The organism is Buttiauxella sp., assembly GCF_035271705.1.
Taxonomy (GTDB): domain Bacteria; phylum Pseudomonadota; class Gammaproteobacteria; order Enterobacterales; family Enterobacteriaceae; genus Buttiauxella.
On record NZ_DATERI010000138.1, the window covers coordinates 1 to 19,417 of the forward strand.

The 19,417-nt window shown below is 49.5% G+C and carries 17 protein-coding genes; 5 read left to right on the forward strand and 12 right to left on the reverse strand.

Features of this window, described 5'->3' with window-relative positions; genetic code table 11:
* A partial coding sequence (locus VJY99_RS12690) for an ABC transporter permease (protein WP_324118953.1) occupies positions 1 to 519 on the reverse strand: 519 nt, incomplete at its 3' end.
* A gap of 300 nt (positions 520 to 819) precedes the next feature.
* Between VJY99_RS12690 and VJY99_RS12695 the strand changes: the two genes are divergently transcribed.
* Positions 820 to 1,893 carry an acyltransferase family protein gene (locus VJY99_RS12695; RefSeq protein WP_324118955.1) on the forward strand — a complete coding sequence of 358 codons (1,074 nt, stop codon included), beginning with the start codon at positions 820 to 822 and terminating at the stop codon, positions 1,891 to 1,893.
* A 151-nt stretch (positions 1,894 to 2,044) separates the two neighbouring features.
* The gene (gene mfd / locus VJY99_RS12700; RefSeq protein ID WP_324118957.1) at positions 2,045 to 5,491 is read left to right on the forward strand and encodes a transcription-repair coupling factor; all 3,447 of its coding nucleotides are present in this window, start codon (positions 2,045 to 2,047) and stop codon (positions 5,489 to 5,491) included.
* Between the two features lie 65 nt (positions 5,492 to 5,556).
* On the opposite strand, the gene bhsA is transcribed toward mfd, so the two are convergent.
* Positions 5,557 to 5,814: a multiple stress resistance protein BhsA gene (gene bhsA / locus VJY99_RS12705; RefSeq protein WP_324118959.1), complete on the reverse strand. Its 258-nt coding sequence runs from the start codon at positions 5,812 to 5,814 to the stop codon at positions 5,557 to 5,559.
* Between the two features lie 248 nt (positions 5,815 to 6,062).
* Here bhsA and VJY99_RS12710 point away from each other — a divergent pair, with 248 nt between their 5' ends.
* Positions 6,063 to 6,695 (forward strand): TetR/AcrR family transcriptional regulator, encoded by a 633-nt coding sequence (locus tag VJY99_RS12710; protein ID WP_324118960.1) that lies wholly within the window; start codon positions 6,063 to 6,065, stop codon positions 6,693 to 6,695.
* A 53-nt stretch (positions 6,696 to 6,748) separates the two neighbouring features.
* Positions 6,749 to 7,777 (forward strand): Gfo/Idh/MocA family oxidoreductase, encoded by a 1,029-nt coding sequence (locus VJY99_RS12715; protein ID WP_324118962.1) that lies wholly within the window; start codon positions 6,749 to 6,751, stop codon positions 7,775 to 7,777.
* Between the two features lie 44 nt (positions 7,778 to 7,821).
* Here the strand turns inward: VJY99_RS12715 and VJY99_RS12720 are convergent, their stop codons facing one another.
* The 8 genes from VJY99_RS12720 to hinT all read right to left on the reverse strand — a co-directional run bounded on the left by VJY99_RS12720 (position 7,822) and on the right by hinT (position 14,059).
* A complete protein-coding gene (locus VJY99_RS12720; protein ID WP_324118964.1) occupies positions 7,822 to 8,358 on the reverse strand; it encodes a glycine zipper 2TM domain-containing protein in 537 nt (178 codons plus the stop codon).
* A gap of 338 nt (positions 8,359 to 8,696) precedes the next feature.
* Positions 8,697 to 10,001 carry an NAD(P)/FAD-dependent oxidoreductase gene (locus tag VJY99_RS12725; protein ID WP_324118966.1) on the reverse strand — a complete coding sequence of 435 codons (1,305 nt, stop codon included), beginning with the start codon at positions 9,999 to 10,001 and terminating at the stop codon, positions 8,697 to 8,699.
* 236 nt (positions 10,002 to 10,237) lie between these two features.
* A complete protein-coding gene (gene ycfP, locus VJY99_RS12730; RefSeq protein WP_324118967.1) occupies positions 10,238 to 10,780 on the reverse strand; it encodes an alpha/beta hydrolase YcfP in 543 nt (180 codons plus the stop codon).
* Positions 10,781 to 10,822: 42 nt separating this feature from the next.
* Positions 10,823 to 11,848 carry a beta-N-acetylhexosaminidase gene (gene nagZ, locus VJY99_RS12735; RefSeq protein ID WP_324118969.1) on the reverse strand — a complete coding sequence of 342 codons (1,026 nt, stop codon included), beginning with the start codon at positions 11,846 to 11,848 and terminating at the stop codon, positions 10,823 to 10,825.
* A gap of 15 nt (positions 11,849 to 11,863) precedes the next feature.
* A complete protein-coding gene (gene thiK, locus VJY99_RS12740) occupies positions 11,864 to 12,694 on the reverse strand; it encodes a thiamine kinase (RefSeq protein ID WP_324118972.1) in 831 nt (276 codons plus the stop codon).
* Positions 12,672 to 13,313, reverse strand: a complete 642-nt coding sequence (lpoB, locus tag VJY99_RS12745; protein WP_324118974.1) for a penicillin-binding protein activator LpoB — start codon at positions 13,311 to 13,313, stop codon at positions 12,672 to 12,674. Before lpoB ends, thiK begins: the two co-directional genes overlap by 23 nt.
* A 10-nt stretch (positions 13,314 to 13,323) precedes the next feature.
* A complete protein-coding gene (locus VJY99_RS12750; RefSeq protein WP_324118976.1) occupies positions 13,324 to 13,698 on the reverse strand; it encodes a YcfL family protein in 375 nt (124 codons plus the stop codon).
* A 4-nt stretch (positions 13,699 to 13,702) separates the two neighbouring features.
* Positions 13,703 to 14,059: a purine nucleoside phosphoramidase gene (gene hinT, locus VJY99_RS12755; RefSeq protein WP_324118978.1), complete on the reverse strand. Its 357-nt coding sequence runs from the start codon at positions 14,057 to 14,059 to the stop codon at positions 13,703 to 13,705.
* A gap of 407 nt (positions 14,060 to 14,466) precedes the next feature.
* Here hinT and fhuE point away from each other — a divergent pair, with 407 nt between their 5' ends.
* Entirely contained in the window at positions 14,467 to 16,656 is a 2,190-nt protein-coding gene (gene fhuE, locus VJY99_RS12760; protein WP_324118980.1) for a ferric-rhodotorulic acid/ferric-coprogen receptor FhuE, read from the forward strand.
* Between the two features lie 230 nt (positions 16,657 to 16,886).
* Here the strand turns inward: fhuE and ptsG are convergent, their stop codons facing one another.
* Together ptsG and VJY99_RS12770 are read right to left on the reverse strand one after the other, a co-directional pair.
* Positions 16,887 to 18,320, reverse strand: a complete 1,434-nt coding sequence (gene ptsG, locus VJY99_RS12765) for a PTS glucose transporter subunit IIBC (RefSeq protein ID WP_324118982.1) — start codon at positions 18,318 to 18,320, stop codon at positions 16,887 to 16,889.
* A gap of 299 nt (positions 18,321 to 18,619) precedes the next feature.
* Positions 18,620 to 19,414 (reverse strand): metal-dependent hydrolase, encoded by a 795-nt coding sequence (locus VJY99_RS12770; protein ID WP_324118984.1) that lies wholly within the window; start codon positions 19,412 to 19,414, stop codon positions 18,620 to 18,622.
* Positions 19,415 to 19,417 lie beyond the last annotated feature (3 nt).

Here is a 19,417-nt window from a genome sequence, read left to right on the forward strand (position 1 = left end):
CGTAAACTGGCTGGCGGACGGCACCATCACACGGATGCTATCGCCACGCTTAATCCCCAATTGCCCGGCCAGTTGCTCACCCAAAATAATGTTGTACTTCCCGGCGACCAAGTCGGTCTGCTTCACATTGACCAGGAAAGGTGAAAGCGGATCTTTTTCTTCCGGGTTCACGCCCAGCATCACACCAACCGCCACACTGCGTGCGCTTTGCAGCACCACATCACCCGTGGTGATGGGAGCAATGCGCGTGACGCCCTGGAGTTTGAGATCTTTTGCAGGAAGCGTTTCTGGGTTAATCGAGCCGCCAGGGGAGGTGATTATGGCTTGTGGCATCAGCCCAAGAATGTTGTTTTGCAGCTCACGTTCGAATCCGTTCATTACGGAAAGCACGGTCACCAGCGCCATTACGCCAAGCGTAATGCCGATAGTCGACAGCCAGGAAACGAAGCGACCGAAGCGGTCAGCTGCTCGCCCACGCATGTAGCGCAGGCCTATAAATAACGCGACAGGTTGATACATGTATTCCGTCTTGTTGCAGTTGCGGATGCAAAGTTGGCGTGAAGTATATAAGTGATGCCGTATCAAGTAAATGAAACATAACGTTTTTTTGATATTTCAGAACATGTGAAATCCAATTAAATCAATCTCATAACATCTTGTTTTCGAAGTCAAAGCTCTGGCTAATCGGTTACTGGCTGACCCTGCGGAATTTCTGAAAGGTGCCGATTTCTTACAAAAACAGACAAATCAGGTAAAAAAACTGCCGCCAATCTTCCACTCTGAAGGTAAATACAAGCCAACAGAAGATATTGCCCTCACATGAATAACAAACAACTGTGGATAAACCATATCAAGGGATTGTGCATCTGCCTTGTCGTTATCTATCACTCAGTGATCACTTTTTACCCGCACCTGGTGCAGTCCCAAAGCGGAATGGCTGAGTACATTGCCAAAAGCTGGATTTACCTGAATCTGTATCTGGCCCCTTTCCGTATGCCGGTGTTTTTCTTCATTTCCGGATTTTTGATAACACGCTATATCGATGCGGTGAAATGGCGTGACTGCATTGATAAACGCTTATGGAATATCTTTTATGTTCTGCTGTTGTGGGGTGTGTTGCAGTGGCTTGGCATTACGTTAATCAATGAGTGGCTGGCACCGGACCTGGTACGTAACCCGACATCCAACGCCGCCTATTCAGAAAACCTGCTGCAATTTGCCACCAGCATGGCAAAAGCCAGCACCAGCCTTTGGTATCTCTACGCTCTGGTGCTTTATTTCCTGGTATTCAAAAGTCTGCGCCGCTACAAAGTCCCGGTCATTGTGATGTTACTGGCGGTGAACGTCGTGATTAGCTTTATGCCACTGCCGTGGTGGGGCATGAATAGCGTGGTACGTAATATGTGTTATTACGGGCTGGGCGCCTGGTTTGGCCCACAACTGGTCAACGCGATGAAAGCGTTTTCCCCACGCCAGCGCCCATTGTTATGCGCAGTCGCTGCCCTGCTTTCAGCGGCTTTATATTGGGTGAACGTCCCGCTAGTCATTTCAGTGCTGTCCATTTTCATCATTATGAAGCTGTTTTATCTGCTTGATAGCTGGCGAGAAAGCCGCTCCGATGCCTTCCTGAATATTGTCGGTTCTAACACCATCGCGATCTACACTACCCACCGTATCGTGATTGAAGCGTTGAGCTTATTTGCGCTTGGACAAATCAACGCCGGACACCTCTCCGATAATCTGCTGCTCGCCATTTTGCTGGTGTATCCGTTTGTCAGCCTGGCGATATGTACCTTGCTGGGTTTAGGTTTCAGGAAATTATCGCAGACGTTGTGTGGTGATATGTTCTTCTCACCGCCGAAAAAATTAGTGACGGCAACGGATGCGGGTTAAGTGACATCCGACAGATGGTCAAATCTCTGATGGCTTCGCGATTGGGTTGCTAATACAAAACGATCGCGGATAATAATAAGCAACTTCTTGACGCGTCGGGGGTTATGCACCCGCAAAATTCGATGCAACCTGAGAGATTCTGACACCTTCTATGCCTGAAAATTACCGCTATTCCTTACCCGTCAAAGCTGGCGATCAGCGTCAGCTTGGAGAACTCACTGGTTCTGCTTGTGCAACCGAAGTGGCTGAAATCATAGAGCGCCATAATGGCCCGGTGGTGTTAATCGCTCCAGATATGCAGAATGCGTTACGTCTGCAGGACGAGATTACTCAGTTTACGGAAAGCCTGGTGGTGAATCTTGCCGACTGGGAAACCCTGCCATACGACAGTTTCTCGCCGCATCAGGAAATTATCTCATCGCGTTTATCGACGCTGTATCAGTTGCCGACCATGCAACGCGGCGTGTTGATTTTGCCGGTGAATACCTTGATGCAGCGCGTCTGCCCACACAATTTTTTGCACGGCCATGCGCTGGTGATGAAAAAGGGCCAGCGATTATCACGCGATAATCTGCGCAGCGAGCTAGAACAGGCGGGTTATCGCAGCGTCGATCAGGTGATGGAGCACGGTGAATTTGCCACCCGTGGCGCGTTGCTGGATTTGTATCCGATGGGTAGCGAGCAGCCCTACCGCATCGATTTCTTCGATGACGAAATCGACAGCCTGCGCGTGTTTGATGTGGATACACAGCGAACGCTCGAAGAAGTCGATGCCATCAATTTACTGCCCGCACACGAATTCCCGACCGATAAAACCGCCATTGAACTGTTCCGTAGCCAGTGGCGCGACAAGTTTGATGTGAAGCGTGAGCCGGAACATATCTACCAGCAAGTCAGTAAAGGCATGCTCCCAGCGGGGATTGAATACTGGCAGCCACTGTTCTTCAGCGAACCTTTGCCACCGCTGTTTAGTTATTTCCCGAAAAATACTTTGCTGGTGAATACCGGCGATATAGAAACCAGCGCCGATCGTTTCTGGCAGGATACTTTTGCCCGTTTCGAAAATCGCGGTGTCGACCCGATGCGGCCTTTGCTGCCACCAGAAAGCCTGTGGCTGCGTGTGGACGAACTGTTCAGCGAACTGAAATCCTGGCCCCGCATCCAGCTCAAAACCGAATCTCTGGCTGACAAAGCCGCGTTCACCAATCTGGGTTATCACCCATTGCCCGACCTTTCAGTTCAGGCACAGCAGAAAGCGCCTCTCGATAACCTGCGTAAATTCCTTGAGTCTTTCGCCGGCCCCGTGGTGTTTTCTGTAGAAAGTGAAGGCCGCCGTGAAGCGTTGGGCGAACTGTTATCACGCATCAAAGTGGCACCAAAGCGTATCTATCGTCTTGATGAGGCCATCGATAATGGCCGCTATTTGATGCAGGGTTCCAGCGAGCATGGTTTCATCGATACTCTGCGCAACCGTGCGTTGATTTGTGAAAGCGATCTGCTGGGTGAACGCGTCAGCCGCCGCCGTCAGGATAGCCGTCGTACCATTAATCCCGATACCCTGATTCGCAACCTTGCGGAGCTGCATACCGGGCAGCCGGTTGTGCATCTTGAACATGGTGTTGGCCGTTACGCCGGATTAACCACGCTTGAAGCTGGCGGCATTAAAGGTGAATACCTGATGCTGACTTATCACGGTGACGCCAAACTCTATGTGCCGGTTTCTTCGCTGCATTTGATCAGCCGCTACGCGGGTGGTGCCGAGGAAAATGCGCCGCTGCATAAACTCGGCAGTGATGCATGGTCACGTGCACGCCAGAAAGCCGCCGAAAAAGTGCGCGATGTGGCGGCGGAATTACTGGATATTTATGCGCAGCGTGCCGCAAAACAAGGCTTTGCCTTTAAGCATGACCGCGAACCCTATCAGCTGTTCTGCGACGCCTTCCCGTTTGAAACGACACCGGACCAGGCTCAGGCTATTAATGCAGTATTAAGCGACATGTGCCAACCCCTGGCAATGGACCGTTTGGTGTGTGGTGACGTGGGCTTTGGTAAAACCGAAGTGGCCATGCGTGCCGCCTTCCTTGCGGTGGAAAACCACAAACAAGTTGCCGTCCTGGTGCCGACCACCCTGCTCGCTCAACAGCATCTGGATAACTTCCGTGACCGTTTCGCCAACTGGCCGGTGCGCATCGAAATGTTGTCGCGTTTTCGTACCGCCAAAGAGCAAACGCAAATCCTGCAAGAAGCGAGTGAAGGGAAAGTCGATATTCTTATCGGCACCCATAAATTGCTGCAAAATGATGTAAAAATGAAAGACCTGGGCCTGCTGATTGTCGATGAAGAACATCGCTTTGGTGTGCGCCATAAAGAGCGGATTAAAGCGATGCGTGCTGACGTTGATATCCTGACGCTAACCGCAACACCTATTCCGCGTACGCTGAATATGGCGATGAGCGGGATGCGCGATTTGTCGATTATCGCCACCCCTCCGGCACGTCGCCTGGCAGTGAAAACCTTCGTTCGCCAGTACGATGAACTGGTCGTCCGGGAAGCTATTCTGCGTGAAGTTTTGCGTGGTGGGCAGGTTTACTATCTTTACAACGATGTGGAAAACATTCAGAAAGCGGCAGACCGCCTCGCGGTATTAGTGCCTGAAGCGCGTATCACTATTGGTCATGGCCAAATGCGTGAACGTGAGCTGGAACGCGTGATGAATGACTTCCACCACCAGCGTTTCAACGTACTGGTCTGTACCACGATTATCGAAACCGGTATCGATATTCCAACCGCGAATACCATTGTTATCGAACGAGCAGACCATTTCGGCCTTGCGCAGTTGCACCAGTTGCGTGGCCGCGTTGGGCGTTCACATCACCAGGCGTATGCATGGTTGCTGACGCCACATCCAAAAGCGATGTCCACCGACGCACAAAAGCGCCTCGAGGCTATCGCTTCTCTTGAAGATTTGGGTGCAGGTTTTGCCCTGGCGACTCACGATTTAGAAATTCGTGGTGCGGGTGAATTGCTCGGAGAAGGCCAAAGTGGCTCGATGGAAACCATCGGTTTCACACTGTATATGGAGTTACTGGAAAACGCGGTCGATGCACTGAAAGAAGGCCGTGAGCCGTCACTTGAAGATTTAACCAGCAGCCAGACCGAAGTCGAACTGCGCATGCCTGCCCTGTTGCCTGATGATTTCATCCCGGACGTTAATACGCGCCTGTCTTTCTATAAACGCATCGCCAGTGCAAAAACCGGGCATGAACTCGATGAGCTAAAAGTGGAGTTGATTGACCGCTTTGGCTTGTTGCCGGATCCCGCACGTAACCTGCTGGATATTGCCGCGTTGCGCCAACAGGCGCAGAAATTAGGGGTGCGTAAAATCGAAGGGAACGAAAAAGGTGGCGTGATTGAGTTTGCCGAGAAGAACCATGTTAATCCGGTATGGCTGATTGGCTTGCTGCAAAAACAACCACAGCATTACCGTCTGGATGGGCCAACTCGACTGAAATTTATTGAAGATCTCGCCGACCGCAAAGCCCGTATGGAATGGGTGCGTAACTTTATGCATCAGCTCGCGCAGAACGCAGCGGCTTAATCAGCCACAGTGCCTTAGATAGCGCTAAGGCACTGACGCTGTAACTTGAAGTATTAGGGTCAAGCTTATTTATAAATAATAGCAGTACCATGCAAAGTATTCGGACCGGTTACTGAAGTAATACGGTATGAACTTGCCCCCATTTGCTCTGCTTTCTCAGCCAGTTCTGCTTCCAGAGAACTCAGGTTAGTTCCGGCAGTTGCCGTCACAGTACCGACTTTCTGTTGGCCCGCTGGAGTGGCTTGGACTTCAACAGCCGCAAAACTTGCAAAAGAGATTGAGCTAAGAACAACAGCAGCGATAACAGTTTTGACGTTTTTCATGATATTTACCTTGAACTGATGATTTGTAAGGTCGTTAAGTCATTTACTTAACGATCGATAACTAAATCATAAACGTGATCTACATCACACGTCAAATTATTTTTATAACGCTCGTTAACTATTTTGTAAAAGCACTATTTTTCATTAAGATAGGATTAATTTATTTTTATCCTAAAAGCCTATAGCTACCGGGTGTTATTATTTTTATAATGATCGTTCATTAAACAGACAAAGGTTAAACGGCGCACATGTCATCCGATACAAGTTGCATTAAAAAAAGCCGTGGCCGACCGAAGGTGTTTGACAGGGAAGCAGCACTCGACAAGGCCATGGCTTTGTTCTGGCAACACGGCTACGAAGCCACCTCTATGGCGCATTTGGTCGAAGCAACGGGTGCGAAGGCCCCAACGCTGTACGCCGAGTTCACGAATAAAGAGGGATTATTCCGGGCGGTTCTGGATCGCTATATGGCGCGCTTTACGCAAATGCGCGAGGCGTGTCTTTTCTGCGAAGAACGGACGCTTGAAGAAGCGCTGGAAGATTTCTTGTCACTTATTGCCAGGTTATATACTGAGAAAGATACGCCAACAGGTTGTTTTATCATCTGTACTTCATCAGCATTGGCGGCCTCTTCGGAAGATATTGCCGCAGTGATAAAAACACGCCAATCCATGCAGGAAGAGACGTTGGTGCGTTTTCTGACTAAGCGCCAGGAAAAAGGTGAGATCCCGTCCAGTAGCTGCGTTCGTAAATTGGCTAAATACCTGTGCTGTATCATTCAGGGGATGTCGGTCAGCGCACGTGAAAATGCCAGTTATGATGAGCTTTTACAGATAGTTAACACCACGATGCGGTTAATGCCTGAACTGAAGAAAATCTAAACTTAAAAAGTTGGTAGCATCATGGTTAACGCCACAATTGGTGAGGTCAAAGTATGTTGGCAGGTTTAATCGGTTTAGGTTCGGTCATCGAAACAGCCTATCTTCCGGCGTTACGCCGCATATCCCCTCCTGCACTTGAGCTTTATGGTTATGACACCGACCCCACTCGCCAAATTGACGGTATCAATCGCTGTGACTCTCTGGAGGCATTGTTGGCATTGCCCCTCGATGTGGTGTTGATAACCACTTCCTCGCTTCATCATTTACCTGTACTTGAGCGAGTGCTGCAAAGCGAAGTCCCAGCGATTGTGGTTGAAAAGCCAGTTGCCGCAACACTTGCGCAACTTGAGAAACTCGCATCTTTGCTGAAAGAGCCGCAAATTGCCGCTCGCGTTCTGGCGTTAGATCACTGGATGGTACGCACCCAAGCCTGTGACTATATTCACAGCATCAATCAAATAAGCCGAATTGAAGGTTTTTTACGTGAGCCAAGCGGGTTTAATACCGTAGGTGAGCCAATCGCGCTGAACTTCTCCACTGGTGATGCGGATACCCGGCAGTTGCGTCATCCTGACGGTGTCATTGTCGATACAGGGACTCATGTTCTCGCCATGATGCGCGAAACCGTCCACCTACTTGGCGGCAATAACGGCTTAAACATAAAACTCAGTTACGCTCGTGACCGCCTGGGGAATGCAATTGCCGCAGGCGATTTCACAACCGCAGAAGGTGAAGCACTGTTAACCGGCACAATCAGCGATATTCCGTTTACCCTGCATCTCAACAAATATGCTGGGCCTACGGGCGGGCAAAAAGGGATGCGCATTTATCTTCATGATGGGCAAATCATCAATATCGATCGTGAGGGCGTCAATGAAGTGGTTGAGCGGATAACGGCTGGCAGTACCGAGCGTAAACTGATTGCCGGGCCGCTGTATGATTGCTGTTTGAATGATGTGGTATTTGGCGAGAAAAGAGTGTTTTTGCGCACACCAGAAGCGATCCCAGCGTACACGCAACGGCGATTAACCGAAGTGACCGCACTACTGGAATTGCAACAGCAATTACGGGGTAATCATTAGAAACAAATAGCCCATCTGTTTAGATGGGCTTTGATGGGTAACCGTTAGATTTTATTCAAAACTAACTGGCCGTTATTATCCAGGGGGATTTGTGTACCAGGGTCTTTATCCATGCGGATTTTCCCCTGCTGATCACCAATTCGGTAAGTGACGTCATAACCGATCATTTTCTCTGATTTTTCGTACACCGTATTACATTTCTGTTGTGTGCTGGTGTAAGTGTCACTTTCTTGCATATTGCCTTGCACCTGGTTACCCGCGTAACCACCGCCCAACGCGCCCACTACGGTGGCAACATCTTTACCACGTCCACCCCCAAACTGATGGCCGATCACCCCACCCGCTACTGCGCCCAGCGCTGAGCCGATAATACGATTCTCATCCTGAACGGGGCGACGATGAGTGACGGCTACGTTTCGGCACTCCTGGCGTGGAGTTTTTACTGTTTCCTTAATGGGTGTCGCTGACACCACCTGTGCAAACTGAGGGCCACGGTCAAAAACGTTCATGCTGGCAACCGCTGCCACACCCAGTGCCGCAGCCACACCGATGCCTATACCCGCTAACATTGATTTATTCACAGGACATCCTCCTGACTTTGCTATTGCTTACAAGTTTGCGTCCAGAGAGGGGATATGACATATGAGACAACGGATGAAAAATGGGGATTCCTACACAGAAGACAGGTGTTTGAGAGAATTCCTAAACATAAACAGCGGATTGATAAAAGTTTATGCGGCATTCGTGCAACAAAAACCCGGCCAGAGCCTAACACCGTTCACTTAATCCAATGAATGAGGGGAACCACCGGGATTTGGTTCCCGGAGGGACGCCAAACCCGGTGGTCACACCGGATATCTCGTTCTTGAACTAATGGCGTTAGGCCAGAACCGGGTTTGAATTTTATACCAAAAGGCGATTAGTGTAGTTTCAGGCGTGGACGAATCACGCGGTTGATACTACCCACCAGCATCATCAAGCCGGTTTTGAAGTAACCGTGAAGTGCGACCTGGTGCATACGGTACAGCGAGATATAAACAAAACGAGCCATGCGCCCTTCTACCATCATCGACCCACGCATCAGGTTACCCATTAGGCTACCAACGGTGGAGAATTTGGACAGCGACACTAGCGAACCGTGATCTTTATAGATATAGGCTTTCAGCGGCTTATTGTTCATCTTCGCGAGAATATTGCTCAGCACCAGGGATGCCATCTGGTGCGCGGCTTGCGCACGCGGCGGCACAAACCCACCTTCAGGGCGTGCACATGAAGCACAGTCACCAATCGCGTAGATATCAGCATCACGCGTGGTTTGCAGCGTGGGTTCTGTCACCAGTTGATTGATACGGTTAGTTTCAAGGCCACCGATATCTTTCATGAAGTCTGGAGCTTTAATCCCTGCCGCCCAAACCATCAGGTCTGCGGCAATGTATTCACCGTCTTTGGTGTTCAGGCCACCAGCGTCAGCAGACGTCACCATGGTTTGCGTCAGAACACGCACGCCCAATTTGGTTAATTCACTGTGCGCCGCAGCAGAAATACGTGGTGGCAGTGCAGGTAGAATTCGTTCACCTGCCTCGACCAACGTGACGTTTAACGCTTCGTTAGTCAGGCCTTTATAACCGTAGCTATGGAGTTGTTTCACCGCGTTGTGCAACTCAGCAGACAGCTCAACACCCGTCGCCCCGCCGCCCACGATGGCGATGTTAACTTTGCCGCTCGCACCCAGGTTTGCAGAATACTTGAGGAACAGATTCAGCATTTCGGAATGGAATCGACGTGCCTGATGCGGGTTATCCAGGAAGATACAATTATCTTTAACGCCTGGGGTATTGAAGTCGTTGGAAGTACTGCCCAGCGCCATCACCAGAGTGTCATAAGGAATTTTACGCTCAGGGACCAGCAGTTCCCCCTTATCATCACGCAGTTCTGCCAGCGTAAGGGTTTTGCTTTCACGGTTAATGTCGACCACGGAGCCGAGCTGGAACTGGAAGTGATGATTACGTGCATGTGCAAGATAGCTCAGCGCATCCACACCTTCGTCCAGTGAACCGGTTGCGACTTCGTGCAACAACGGCTTCCATAAATGGCTGTGGTTACGATCAATAAGCGTAACTTTTGCTTTTTTACCGCGACCCAGTTTTTTCCCTAACTGAGTGGCCAGTTCAAGTCCGCCAGCACCACCACCGACAATGACAATCTTACTTAATGGCGTAGTCAAAGTGACCCCCTTAAAATATTAACCAATTGTTAATTAAAGGTTATGTAAATAGCATTTAATTAACAACAAGTTAGCCAAACAAACTCATCAATGTGACCAAAGAATAACATGGATGGTGTATTGGTCATACCAAAATTGATATGCATCAAAGTTTTCCGCCTAAAAGATAAACAAAAAGGGCCAGCACATGGCTGACCCTTTCAATTTACAATTTTAATACCCTAAATAATTCGAGTTTAGCCCAGGGTTTTGAAAGCTTTAATCCGCTGCAAATGATGTGAGATATTTTTGAATTTATGGGGCTGATCCTGATCCCACACAATCTCATAGTAATGATGCAGCATTTCTGCGGCACGCACGTTATCCAGCGCTTCGTCATTTCGAGATAAAATTGCCAGGCAACGGTCACGGTTTTTCTCGCGGAAATTTTGCACACACTTGGTCGCAATATCGGTGTATTCCTCAGGACGGTCGATTTTCCCTTCCATGTTCTCTTCTGGGAACAAATTCGGGTTAAAAATGACCTGGCGAATATCACACAAAAAACCAATACGTTCTGCCCAGAAGCCACCGAGCCCAACGCCGCAAATCAGTGGCCGTTCATCGTCACTCAGTTGCAGCATCTTATCGACTTCTTTGAGTAGATGCTGCATATCGTGCTTCGGATGCCGTGTGCTGTAACTGATAAGCCGGACATCCGGATCGATAAACTGGAGTTGCAGCACCTTTTCATGGTTACCAGGACTATTAGAGTCGAAACCGTGTAAATAGATAATCATTGCATCCTCACCACACGAATTCAGGCCGTTTGGCCTGATGAATTAAAGACCCGCCTTGTGGGCTTGCCACTGCTCATGCAGCGCCTCAAGTTGCTGGTTTGCTGCCTTCCAGCGCGCTGACGACATCAGTTCCTGGCGGGTAAATGAACCTTTATGATACAAACCCGTAACACGCTCTGCTTTGACCGGAGACAGGTTATCTAACACGCTAACCGCGCCATTACGATTATTGCAGACCAGGATCATATCGCAACCTGCATCCAGCGACGCCTGTCCACGCTCGGCATAACTGCCCATAATCGCAGCACCTTCCATCGATAAATCATCAGAGAAGATAACGCCATTAAAGCCGAGTTCGCCACGCAAAACCGTTTTCAGCCAATGCGGGGAACCACTCGCAGGAAGTGGGTCTACGTCGGTATAAATGACGTGCGCCGGCATAATTGCATCGAGTTTGTTATCAGTAATTAGGCTACGGAAAATCTGCATGTCGTGTTCGCGGATAAGCGCTTCTTCACGCGGGTCGCGAGGGGTTTCTTTATGTGAATCGGCTGTTACCGCGCCATGCCCCGGGAAGTGTTTACCGGTGGTTTTCATCCCAGCGGCGTGCATTCCGTCAATAAAACTGGACGCCATCGCCAGCGCTTTACGCGGATCTTCATGGTAAGAACGCTCACCAATGGCGGCACTGATATGGCCGATATCCAGCACTGGCGCAAAGCTGATGTCGATATCCATGGCAATCATTTCGCTAGCCATCAACCAACCCGCTTCCTGGGCCAGTTTGCCGCCCTGCTCCAGACCGTGTAGCGCGGCAAAAGATTGTGCTGCAGGCAGAGGGGTAAACCCTTCACGAAAACGTTGAACGCGACCGCCTTCCTGGTCAACAGCAACCACCAGACGGTGACGAGAAGCCTCGCGAATTTGACGCACCAGTTCACGCAGCTGCTCAGGATCATGATAGTTGCGGGTAAAAAGAATCAGCCCACCGACTAGTGGGTGCTTGAGAATTTCGCGCTCTTCGGCATCCAGCTCAAAGCTTGCCACATCCAACATTACCGGGCCCACATCTACCTCTCTTAATTAATCATTCGCTTGCAGACGGCACCACGCCTCGTCTGCAAGAGCTAAAAATGTTCTGTCTTGTGTTTGTTGCCAACGACATTCATACCATGATGCCATCAGCAGGATAACCCAGGGCTGCCAGCGTCTGACCTGTTGCCTTAATTCGTCCACCTGAATATGGCTCAATTGCGCATACGCACGAATCAACGGTTCGCTTTCAATATTATTGGCCGTAACAATGGCCGCAAGCTCCAGCGCTACGTCCCCATCACCGGCATATTCCCAGTCGATGAGTTTGATACTTTGCGCCTGATGCACCAGATTACCGGCATGAATGTCCATATGCAGAGCAGCAAGACGCAGTGGTTTCGGCTCGCCCTGCTGTTTCATCTTTTTAAGCAGCCGCAGCCACACCAAACGTCTTCGCTCGCTTGCTGCCATTTGCCAATAGTGTTCAAGTACAGACAACAGATTGATTCGCCAGCCGAAGCAAGGTTGATGATGTAAATCATACAGCAAGGAAGTCAGCGAATGCAGTGAGGGCAGCTCTGATTTTACTTCCCCACTCAACCATTCGACAATTAACCAACCGTCGGCTCTGCAAACAGGACGCGACCCAATTCCCTGAGAAATTCGCGTTAATGCGCGGTATTGTCGCGTGAGAGACACTCCCGGCATCGGATTCTCAAGCTGTTGTCGCGCCACATATTCCCGCGTTCCAAGCGTGAAATGCACACTCCCACCACTCAATCCTTCAAGCGGGGAAAAGCAACCGGCGGCCTGAGCCGCCGGAAGATATTTTTCAATCACACTTTGCAGTGTTGAATTATTGGGTTTGTTGTACAGCACTACTTCCTGACCAAATAATTTCGCCAGTCTGTACCAGCATCAACTGCATTTTCAGCGTCGGTGTGTTCACATTGCCACTGGCATTGCTATACAGCACATATTGCGCCCCAACGTTACGCGCAATACCTATCGCTTTGCTACGAGAGCCCAGGCTATCTTGTGGCGATAATCCCAGTTGCTGTTTTGCCAGTGACAGCTGTTGTGCAGAAACGAGGGTAAATTTGCTGTTATTGGCCAACGCACCGTGCAACGCTTCTGTCGCTTTACTGGTTTGCAACGTGCCATTGGTTTGATTGTTAACACTGTCCACCAGCAGAACGCCGCCTGCGGTTACGCCATCGGCTTGTAACATTTTGCCGACCATCGGCTGCATGGCACTGCCCCAGTCGTAGCTACGAACCTTAGGAGTCGCAGGAATCGTGGGTTGTGGCTCTTCAATTGGGCCTGGCTGAGTGGGAACAGTCGGTACCGTTGGAACGGTCGGTTTCGGTTCTACAGGCTTCTGCGGAACAGGCTTCACTTCTTCCACAGGTGCAGGTGCTTCACCACGATTAATACACCCGGTCAAAATCATCGCCGCTGCGATAATTACCAGGTAACGATGGATTCCCTTAATCAAAATTCACCCCTTATAAAGAGAGAGAAAGACGAACTTTTCGTGCGTCTGGATAACTGGCTATTGATGACACCGAAACGCTAGATTTTGCAGGTATGGTCACCGTACGCGCCTGCTCGAGAGGATGAATCTCTAGCCCTTTTGCGTCATACCAATAAAAACGATAGCTGATGATGACCGGTTTAGACTGTTCATTATACAGCTGGCTACGCGAAACAGTGGCACCGTTATCAGTTGAAATATCTGGTTTTTCAGCACTGATCCCCGCCGCAAGTACTGACGTTTCCATCACCAGCGTTTGCCCATCATTGACGGGAATCGCGGGTTTGGATCTGCATCCCACCACAAAAATAATGGCCAGTAGCAATAACAGCGGGTTAATTTTCATCAACTTATCCTTTATGGGCCAGCATCGGCCCAAGCACACGTCCACCCAGCAGGTGCATGTGGATATGGTAAACCTCCTGCCCACCGTGGCGATTGCAGTTCATGATCAGACGATAGCCGTCTTCTGCAATCCCTTCTTGTTCAGCAATTTTTGCGGCTACGGTAATCATGCGACCTAATGCCTGTTCATGTTCAGCCGTCACGTGGTTAACCGTCGGGATCAGGATATTAGGAATGATAAGGATATGGGTCGGAGCCTGTGGCGATATGTCACGGAATGCAGTGACTAACTCATCTTGATAAACGATATCAGCTGGGATTTCGCGGCGGATAATTTTACTGAAAATGGTTTCTTCGACCATGACGTTACCTTTATTCATGAATTGCTGGCTACTTTGCCCAATCAAATGATGTCTGTTCAGTACAGGACGACTATGCCCAACCGTTTTTAATCGCAGTATGACGGGGTTAACGTAAGAGTATGAGCGAGTTACTCATCTTCTTTCAACCTTAACCCATTATTTCTTTATATGATGCCTGTTAGCATTCCCGCCTGCGCTTAATAAATCTCCGGCCATTTGCGTAAATAAAAACGACATTTCATTTCAATCGTCACAATTGTTTACATCATTCATCTGAATGCGTATATTTCTCATTTGCATTTTCATTCGTATGACTTATGTCAAACTAAAACCACAAATGTACTCAGTAACCGGACTGCTTTGGTGCTGAGGCAAAAAACTTCCAATCAATGACTAAGGGTTTTGAGATGTCTTTAACCATTTCTACCAGGGACGGGCAGCACACACCTGTCAGCGCAATTTCAGTCCTGGCTTCCTGCATTGCTTTTGCACTGATGCCTTCTACCGCTTTCTCAGCGACGCAAAACGCTGAAGAAACGATGGTCGTCGAAAATTCGGTGGCTAACCCGAGCGATGCTGAAGATCAGGATTACAGTGTTAAAACCACCACCAGCGGCACCAAAATGCTGTTGGTCCCTCGCGATATTCCCCAATCTGTCAGCATCATCAGCGAACAGCGCATGAAAGATCAGAAACTGGAATCGCTGGGCGATGTGCTGAAGAACACTACAGGCGTGACGGAAAGTGTTGCCGACTCCGACCGCAGCACGTTCTATTCCCGCGGTTTTATGATCGACAACTATATGGTCGATGGCATTCCGACACTGTTTGAAGCGCGCTGGAACCTCGGCGATGCACTGACCGATACTGCGATGTACCAGCAAATTGAAGTGGTGCGTGGTGCTAGTGGCTTGATGACAGGCACGGGTAACCCTTCAGCCGCCGTGAATATGGTGCGCAAACACGCCGACAGTCGTGAATTTGAAACCGAGGTTTCTGCCGAGTACGGCAGTTGGAACAAGCAGCGCTATGTCGCTGATATGTCTACACCATTAACTGATAACGGTAATATTCGTGGTCGCATGGTGGCGGGTTATCAGGACAACGACAGTTGGATTGATCGCTACAATCAGAAGAAGAAATTTTTCTATGGTGTTTTAGATGCTGATTTGACCGAGGCCACCAGCTTCTCGGTTGGTTATGACTATCAGGAAACCAATGTCAACAACCCGACCTGGGGCGGGATCCCGCGTTGGTATACCGATGGCAGCAAAACAAATCCAGACCGCAGCTACAGCACTGCACCTGAGTGGGCCTACAACGATAAAGAATCCCAGCGCACTTTCTTCACGCTGAAGCAAAAATTGGGTAATGACTGGCAGCTTACCGTCAACGGTACGCACACCGAAATGGATCTCGAGAGCAAACAGATGTACCTGGACGGGTTGGTGGATAAATCCACTGGCTTGATGGTCAGCCCTTACGGCGCGTTTTATCCGTTCGTGGGTGGTACGGGTTATAACACAGGCAAACGCAAGGTCGACGCACTGGATACCTTCGCCAATGGTTCTTATGAACTGTTTGGTCGCCAGCATGAGTTAATGATTGGAACCAACTATACCAAGCAAAAAAATACTTATTACAGCTCCTGGGAAAACGTCAGCGATACACAGTTAGGTAATTTCAATGACTACGACGGTGATTTCCCGGAAACTAATTGGTCGCCACTGAGCCTCGCTCAGCAAGATACTGTTCATCAGAAGTCTGCCTATATGGCAACGCGCATTACCCTCGCCGACCCGCTGCACATGATAGTCGGTGCGCGTTATACCAAATACAACCTGCACACCCTGACGCAAAATCTTGAGAAAAATAACACCTCCCCTTATGCAGGCGTGGTATTTGATATCAATGAAGATTGGTCAACTTATGCAAGTTACACCTCGGTCTTTAATCCGCAAACCCAGCGTGATGTGCAAGGAAATTATCTCACCCCAATAACGGGTAACAACTATGAAGCGGGCGTGAAATCAGACTGGATGAACAGCCGTCTGACCAGCTCTCTGGCCGTGTTCCGTATTGAGCAAGATAACCTCGCGCAATCAACCGGCGCCGTTATCCCTGGTAGCAATGGCGAAACCGCCTATCGTGAAGCCGATGGCACCGTGAGCAAAGGTGTTGAATTTGAGATTAACGGCGCGCTGACCGATGACTGGCAGATGACGTTTGGTGCAACCCGCTATGTGGCTGAAGACAGCGACGGCAATGCGGTTAACCCGAATCTACCGCGTACCTCTGCAAAACTGTTCACCAGCTATCGCATTCCGACACTGCGTGCATTGACTGTGGGTGGTGGTGTGAACTGGCAAGACCATGTCTGGTCAGACGTTCCGGTCCCAGGTGGTACATTCCGTGCGGAACAAGGCAGCTTTGCTCTGGTTGATTTGTTTGCCCGTTATCAGGTCACGCAAGCCTTCTCCGTGCAGGCGAACATCGACAACCTGTTCGATGAAACCTACGACACCAATATCGAAAGCCGCTCCATCGTGTATGGTGCACCACGTAACTATTCTGTTAGTGCCAATTACGCTTTCTAACGTCCTCAATGGCGGATGACACAAGCTTATCCGCCCTTCTAGCTTTCTGTTTTCATATTAATAGTCTAAATAATTCATGTTGCATCGCGGCGGCAAGAGAACGAGTCCCGATGAGCTTACATTAGTAAGTGATTCGGGCGAGAGAACGAAGCCAACAAAGAGGCAACTTGAAGAATTTAGGCTATAAAAAAGGGAGGCCAATGGCCTCCCTCAGTCTCCCCAACGTCTTATTAGCTGTTACGGATCCATTCATCCATTTCAGTTTTCAGGTTATCGGATTTAGTACCGAAGATTGCCTGAACACCTGAACCAGCTACTACTACACCTGCCGCACCCAATTTCTTCAGGCCAGCCTGGTCGACTTTAGAGATGTCGGCCACGCTAACACGCAGACGGGTAATACATGCGTCCAGGTTAGTGATGTTTTCTTTACCGCCAAATGCGCTAACCAGAGCGGGTGCCATTTCGCTTTTAGAAGTCGTCGTGGTTTCAACAGTTTCTTCTTCACGACCTGGGGTTTTCAGGTCAAGAGCTTTAATCAGCACACGGAACACGGTGTAGTAAATCGCCGCGTAGCACAGGCCAACCACTGGGAACAGCCACAGTTTGCTGCTGTTTCCACTCAGTACGATGAAGTCAATCAGACCGTGAGAGAAGGAAGTACCGTCACGCATACCCAGAAGGATACAGATTGGGAACGCCAGGCCTGCCAGAATCGCGTGGATAACGTACAGGATTGGAGCAACGAACATGAAGGAGAACTCGATCGGCTCGGTAATACCGGTCAGGAACGAGGTCAGTGCAGCGGAGACCATGATACCGCCGACTTTTGCACGGTTCTCAGGTTTAGCTGAGTGCCAGATTGCAACAGCAGCAGCTGGCAGACCGTACATTTTGAACAGGAAGCCACCAGACAGTTTGCCCGCAGTTGGGTCACCTGCCATGTAACGTGGGATATCGCCGTGGAATACTTGACCTGCTGCGTTGGTGTATTCACCAATTTGCATCTGGAATGGAACGTTCCAGATATGGTGCAGACCAAATGGTACCAGGCAACGCTCTACGAAACCGTAGATGCCAAATGCCACAACCGGGTTCTGGTAAGCAGCCCACTGAGAGAAGGTCTGAATAGCCGTACCGATTGGAGGCCAGACGAAAGACAGCACAATGCCCATGAAGATCGCAGCCAGACCAGAAATGATCGGTACGAAACGTTTACCCGCGAAGAAGCCCAGGTATTCTGGCAGCTTGATGCGGTAGAAACGGTTAAACATGTAGGCTGCAATTGCACCAGAGATGATACCGCCCAGAACACCGGTATCAGCCAGGTGTTTTGCTGCGATCTCTTCAGCTGGTAAATGCAGAACCAATGGTGCAACAACTGCCATGGTCTTAACCATGATGCCGTATGCAACCACAGAGGCTAATGCAGAAACGCCATCGTTATTCGTGAAGCCTAATGCAACACCGATAGCAAAAATAAGCGGCATATTGGCGAAGACTGAACCGCCTGCTTCCGCCATAACATGAGAAACCACTGCTGGCAGCCAGCTGAAGTTAGCAGAACCGACGCCCAGCAGGATACCTGCGATTGGGAGTACGGAAACTGGCAGCATCAGAGATTTACCCACCTTTTGCAGGTTAGCAAATGCATTCTTAAACATATTGAGAGTGCTCCTGAGTATTTGTGCTTTTTTACGCGTTATGCGCATCGGACCAGGGGGAGATCCAGTCCATATACAGGCATCTTAAGTGCCCTTTGATTTATTACGCAGAGTAAAATAAATCGACAAAGTTTTGTTTGACGGCTATCACGTTTCTCTAAAACCCATCATAAAAACTTGCGTTAATTTACAAAACACGTTTCTAAACGTTACAAAAGTGGTCTGCACCACCCTTTTTGTGGCGGTGCACTTTACTCGCTTCGCTTATTAATTACGAGCTTTAAAATAAGTTAGATTTATCAGGCGGATTGCAAGCGGGAGGCAGGGATATGGAACAGAGTGGCGAAGTTTTTTGTCGTCACAACGGCCAATTCCTCAAGTGAAACACCTTTCAGTACCGCCATATATTCCGCCACATCGCGCGTCATTGCAGGTTGGTTTTCCTTACCACGGTGTGGCACTGGCGCAAGGTAGGGTGAATCAGTTTCCACCAGTATGCGATCCAGTGGCACATAACGCGCCGCCTCCCTGATTTGGTCAGCATTGCGGAAGGTCACAATGCCGGAGAAAGAGATGTAAAAGCCCATATCGAGCAATTTTCCAGCAGTTTCTCGGTCTTCTGTAAAACAGTGTAGTACTCCACCACAGTCTGTCACTTTCTCTTCGTGCAGAATCGACAGCGTATCGGCGCGCGCATCTCGTGTGTGAACAATCACCGGTTTGTTAAATTCACGACCAATCTGAATGTGGTGACGGAAAGATTCCTGCTGGCGTGGTTTGGTTTCAGGGGTATAGAAGTAATCCAGCCCTGTTTCCCCTAACGCCACAACGCCAGAATCGGCAGCCAGGCGACGAAGTTCCTCTACATCATATTCTTCGTCCTGATTCAGGGGGTGCACTCCACACGAATAAGCGACATTCTGACGTTCACCAACCAGTTGGCGCATATTGCGATAACCGTTGAGGGTGGTGGCAACCGCGAGGCAGAACTTCACATCGCGTGCCGCAGCTTTTTCCAGAACATCATCAACACTTTTATGCAGGGATTGATAATCGAGGCCATCAAGATGGCAATGTGAGTCAACCAGGAACATACA

Bases quoted from the DNA above. Each gene is read 5' to 3' on its own strand.
- ptsG (WP_324118982.1), bottom strand. From the start codon at position 18,320: ATGTTTAAGAATGCATTTGCTAACCTGCAAAAGGTGGGTAAATCTCTG.
- VJY99_RS12710 (WP_324118960.1), top strand. From the start codon at position 6,063: ATGTCATCCGATACAAGTTGCATTAAAAAAAGCCGTGGCCGACCGAAG.
- VJY99_RS12750 (WP_324118976.1), bottom strand. From the start codon at position 13,698: ATGAAAATTAACCCGCTGTTATTGCTACTGGCCATTATTTTTGTGGTG.
- ycfP (WP_324118967.1), bottom strand. From the start codon at position 10,780: ATGATTATCTATTTACACGGTTTCGACTCTAATAGTCCTGGTAACCAT.
- VJY99_RS12695 (WP_324118955.1), top strand. From the start codon at position 820: ATGAATAACAAACAACTGTGGATAAACCATATCAAGGGATTGTGCATC.
- fhuE (WP_324118980.1), top strand. From the start codon at position 14,467: ATGTCTTTAACCATTTCTACCAGGGACGGGCAGCACACACCTGTCAGC.
- VJY99_RS12715 (WP_324118962.1), top strand. From the start codon at position 6,749: ATGTTGGCAGGTTTAATCGGTTTAGGTTCGGTCATCGAAACAGCCTAT.
- bhsA (WP_324118959.1), bottom strand. From the start codon at position 5,814: ATGAAAAACGTCAAAACTGTTATCGCTGCTGTTGTTCTTAGCTCAATC.
- mfd (WP_324118957.1), top strand. From the start codon at position 2,045: ATGCCTGAAAATTACCGCTATTCCTTACCCGTCAAAGCTGGCGATCAG.
- hinT (WP_324118978.1), bottom strand. From the start codon at position 14,059: ATGGTCGAAGAAACCATTTTCAGTAAAATTATCCGCCGCGAAATCCCA.
- VJY99_RS12770 (WP_324118984.1), bottom strand. From the start codon at position 19,414: ATGTTCCTGGTTGACTCACATTGCCATCTTGATGGCCTCGATTATCAA.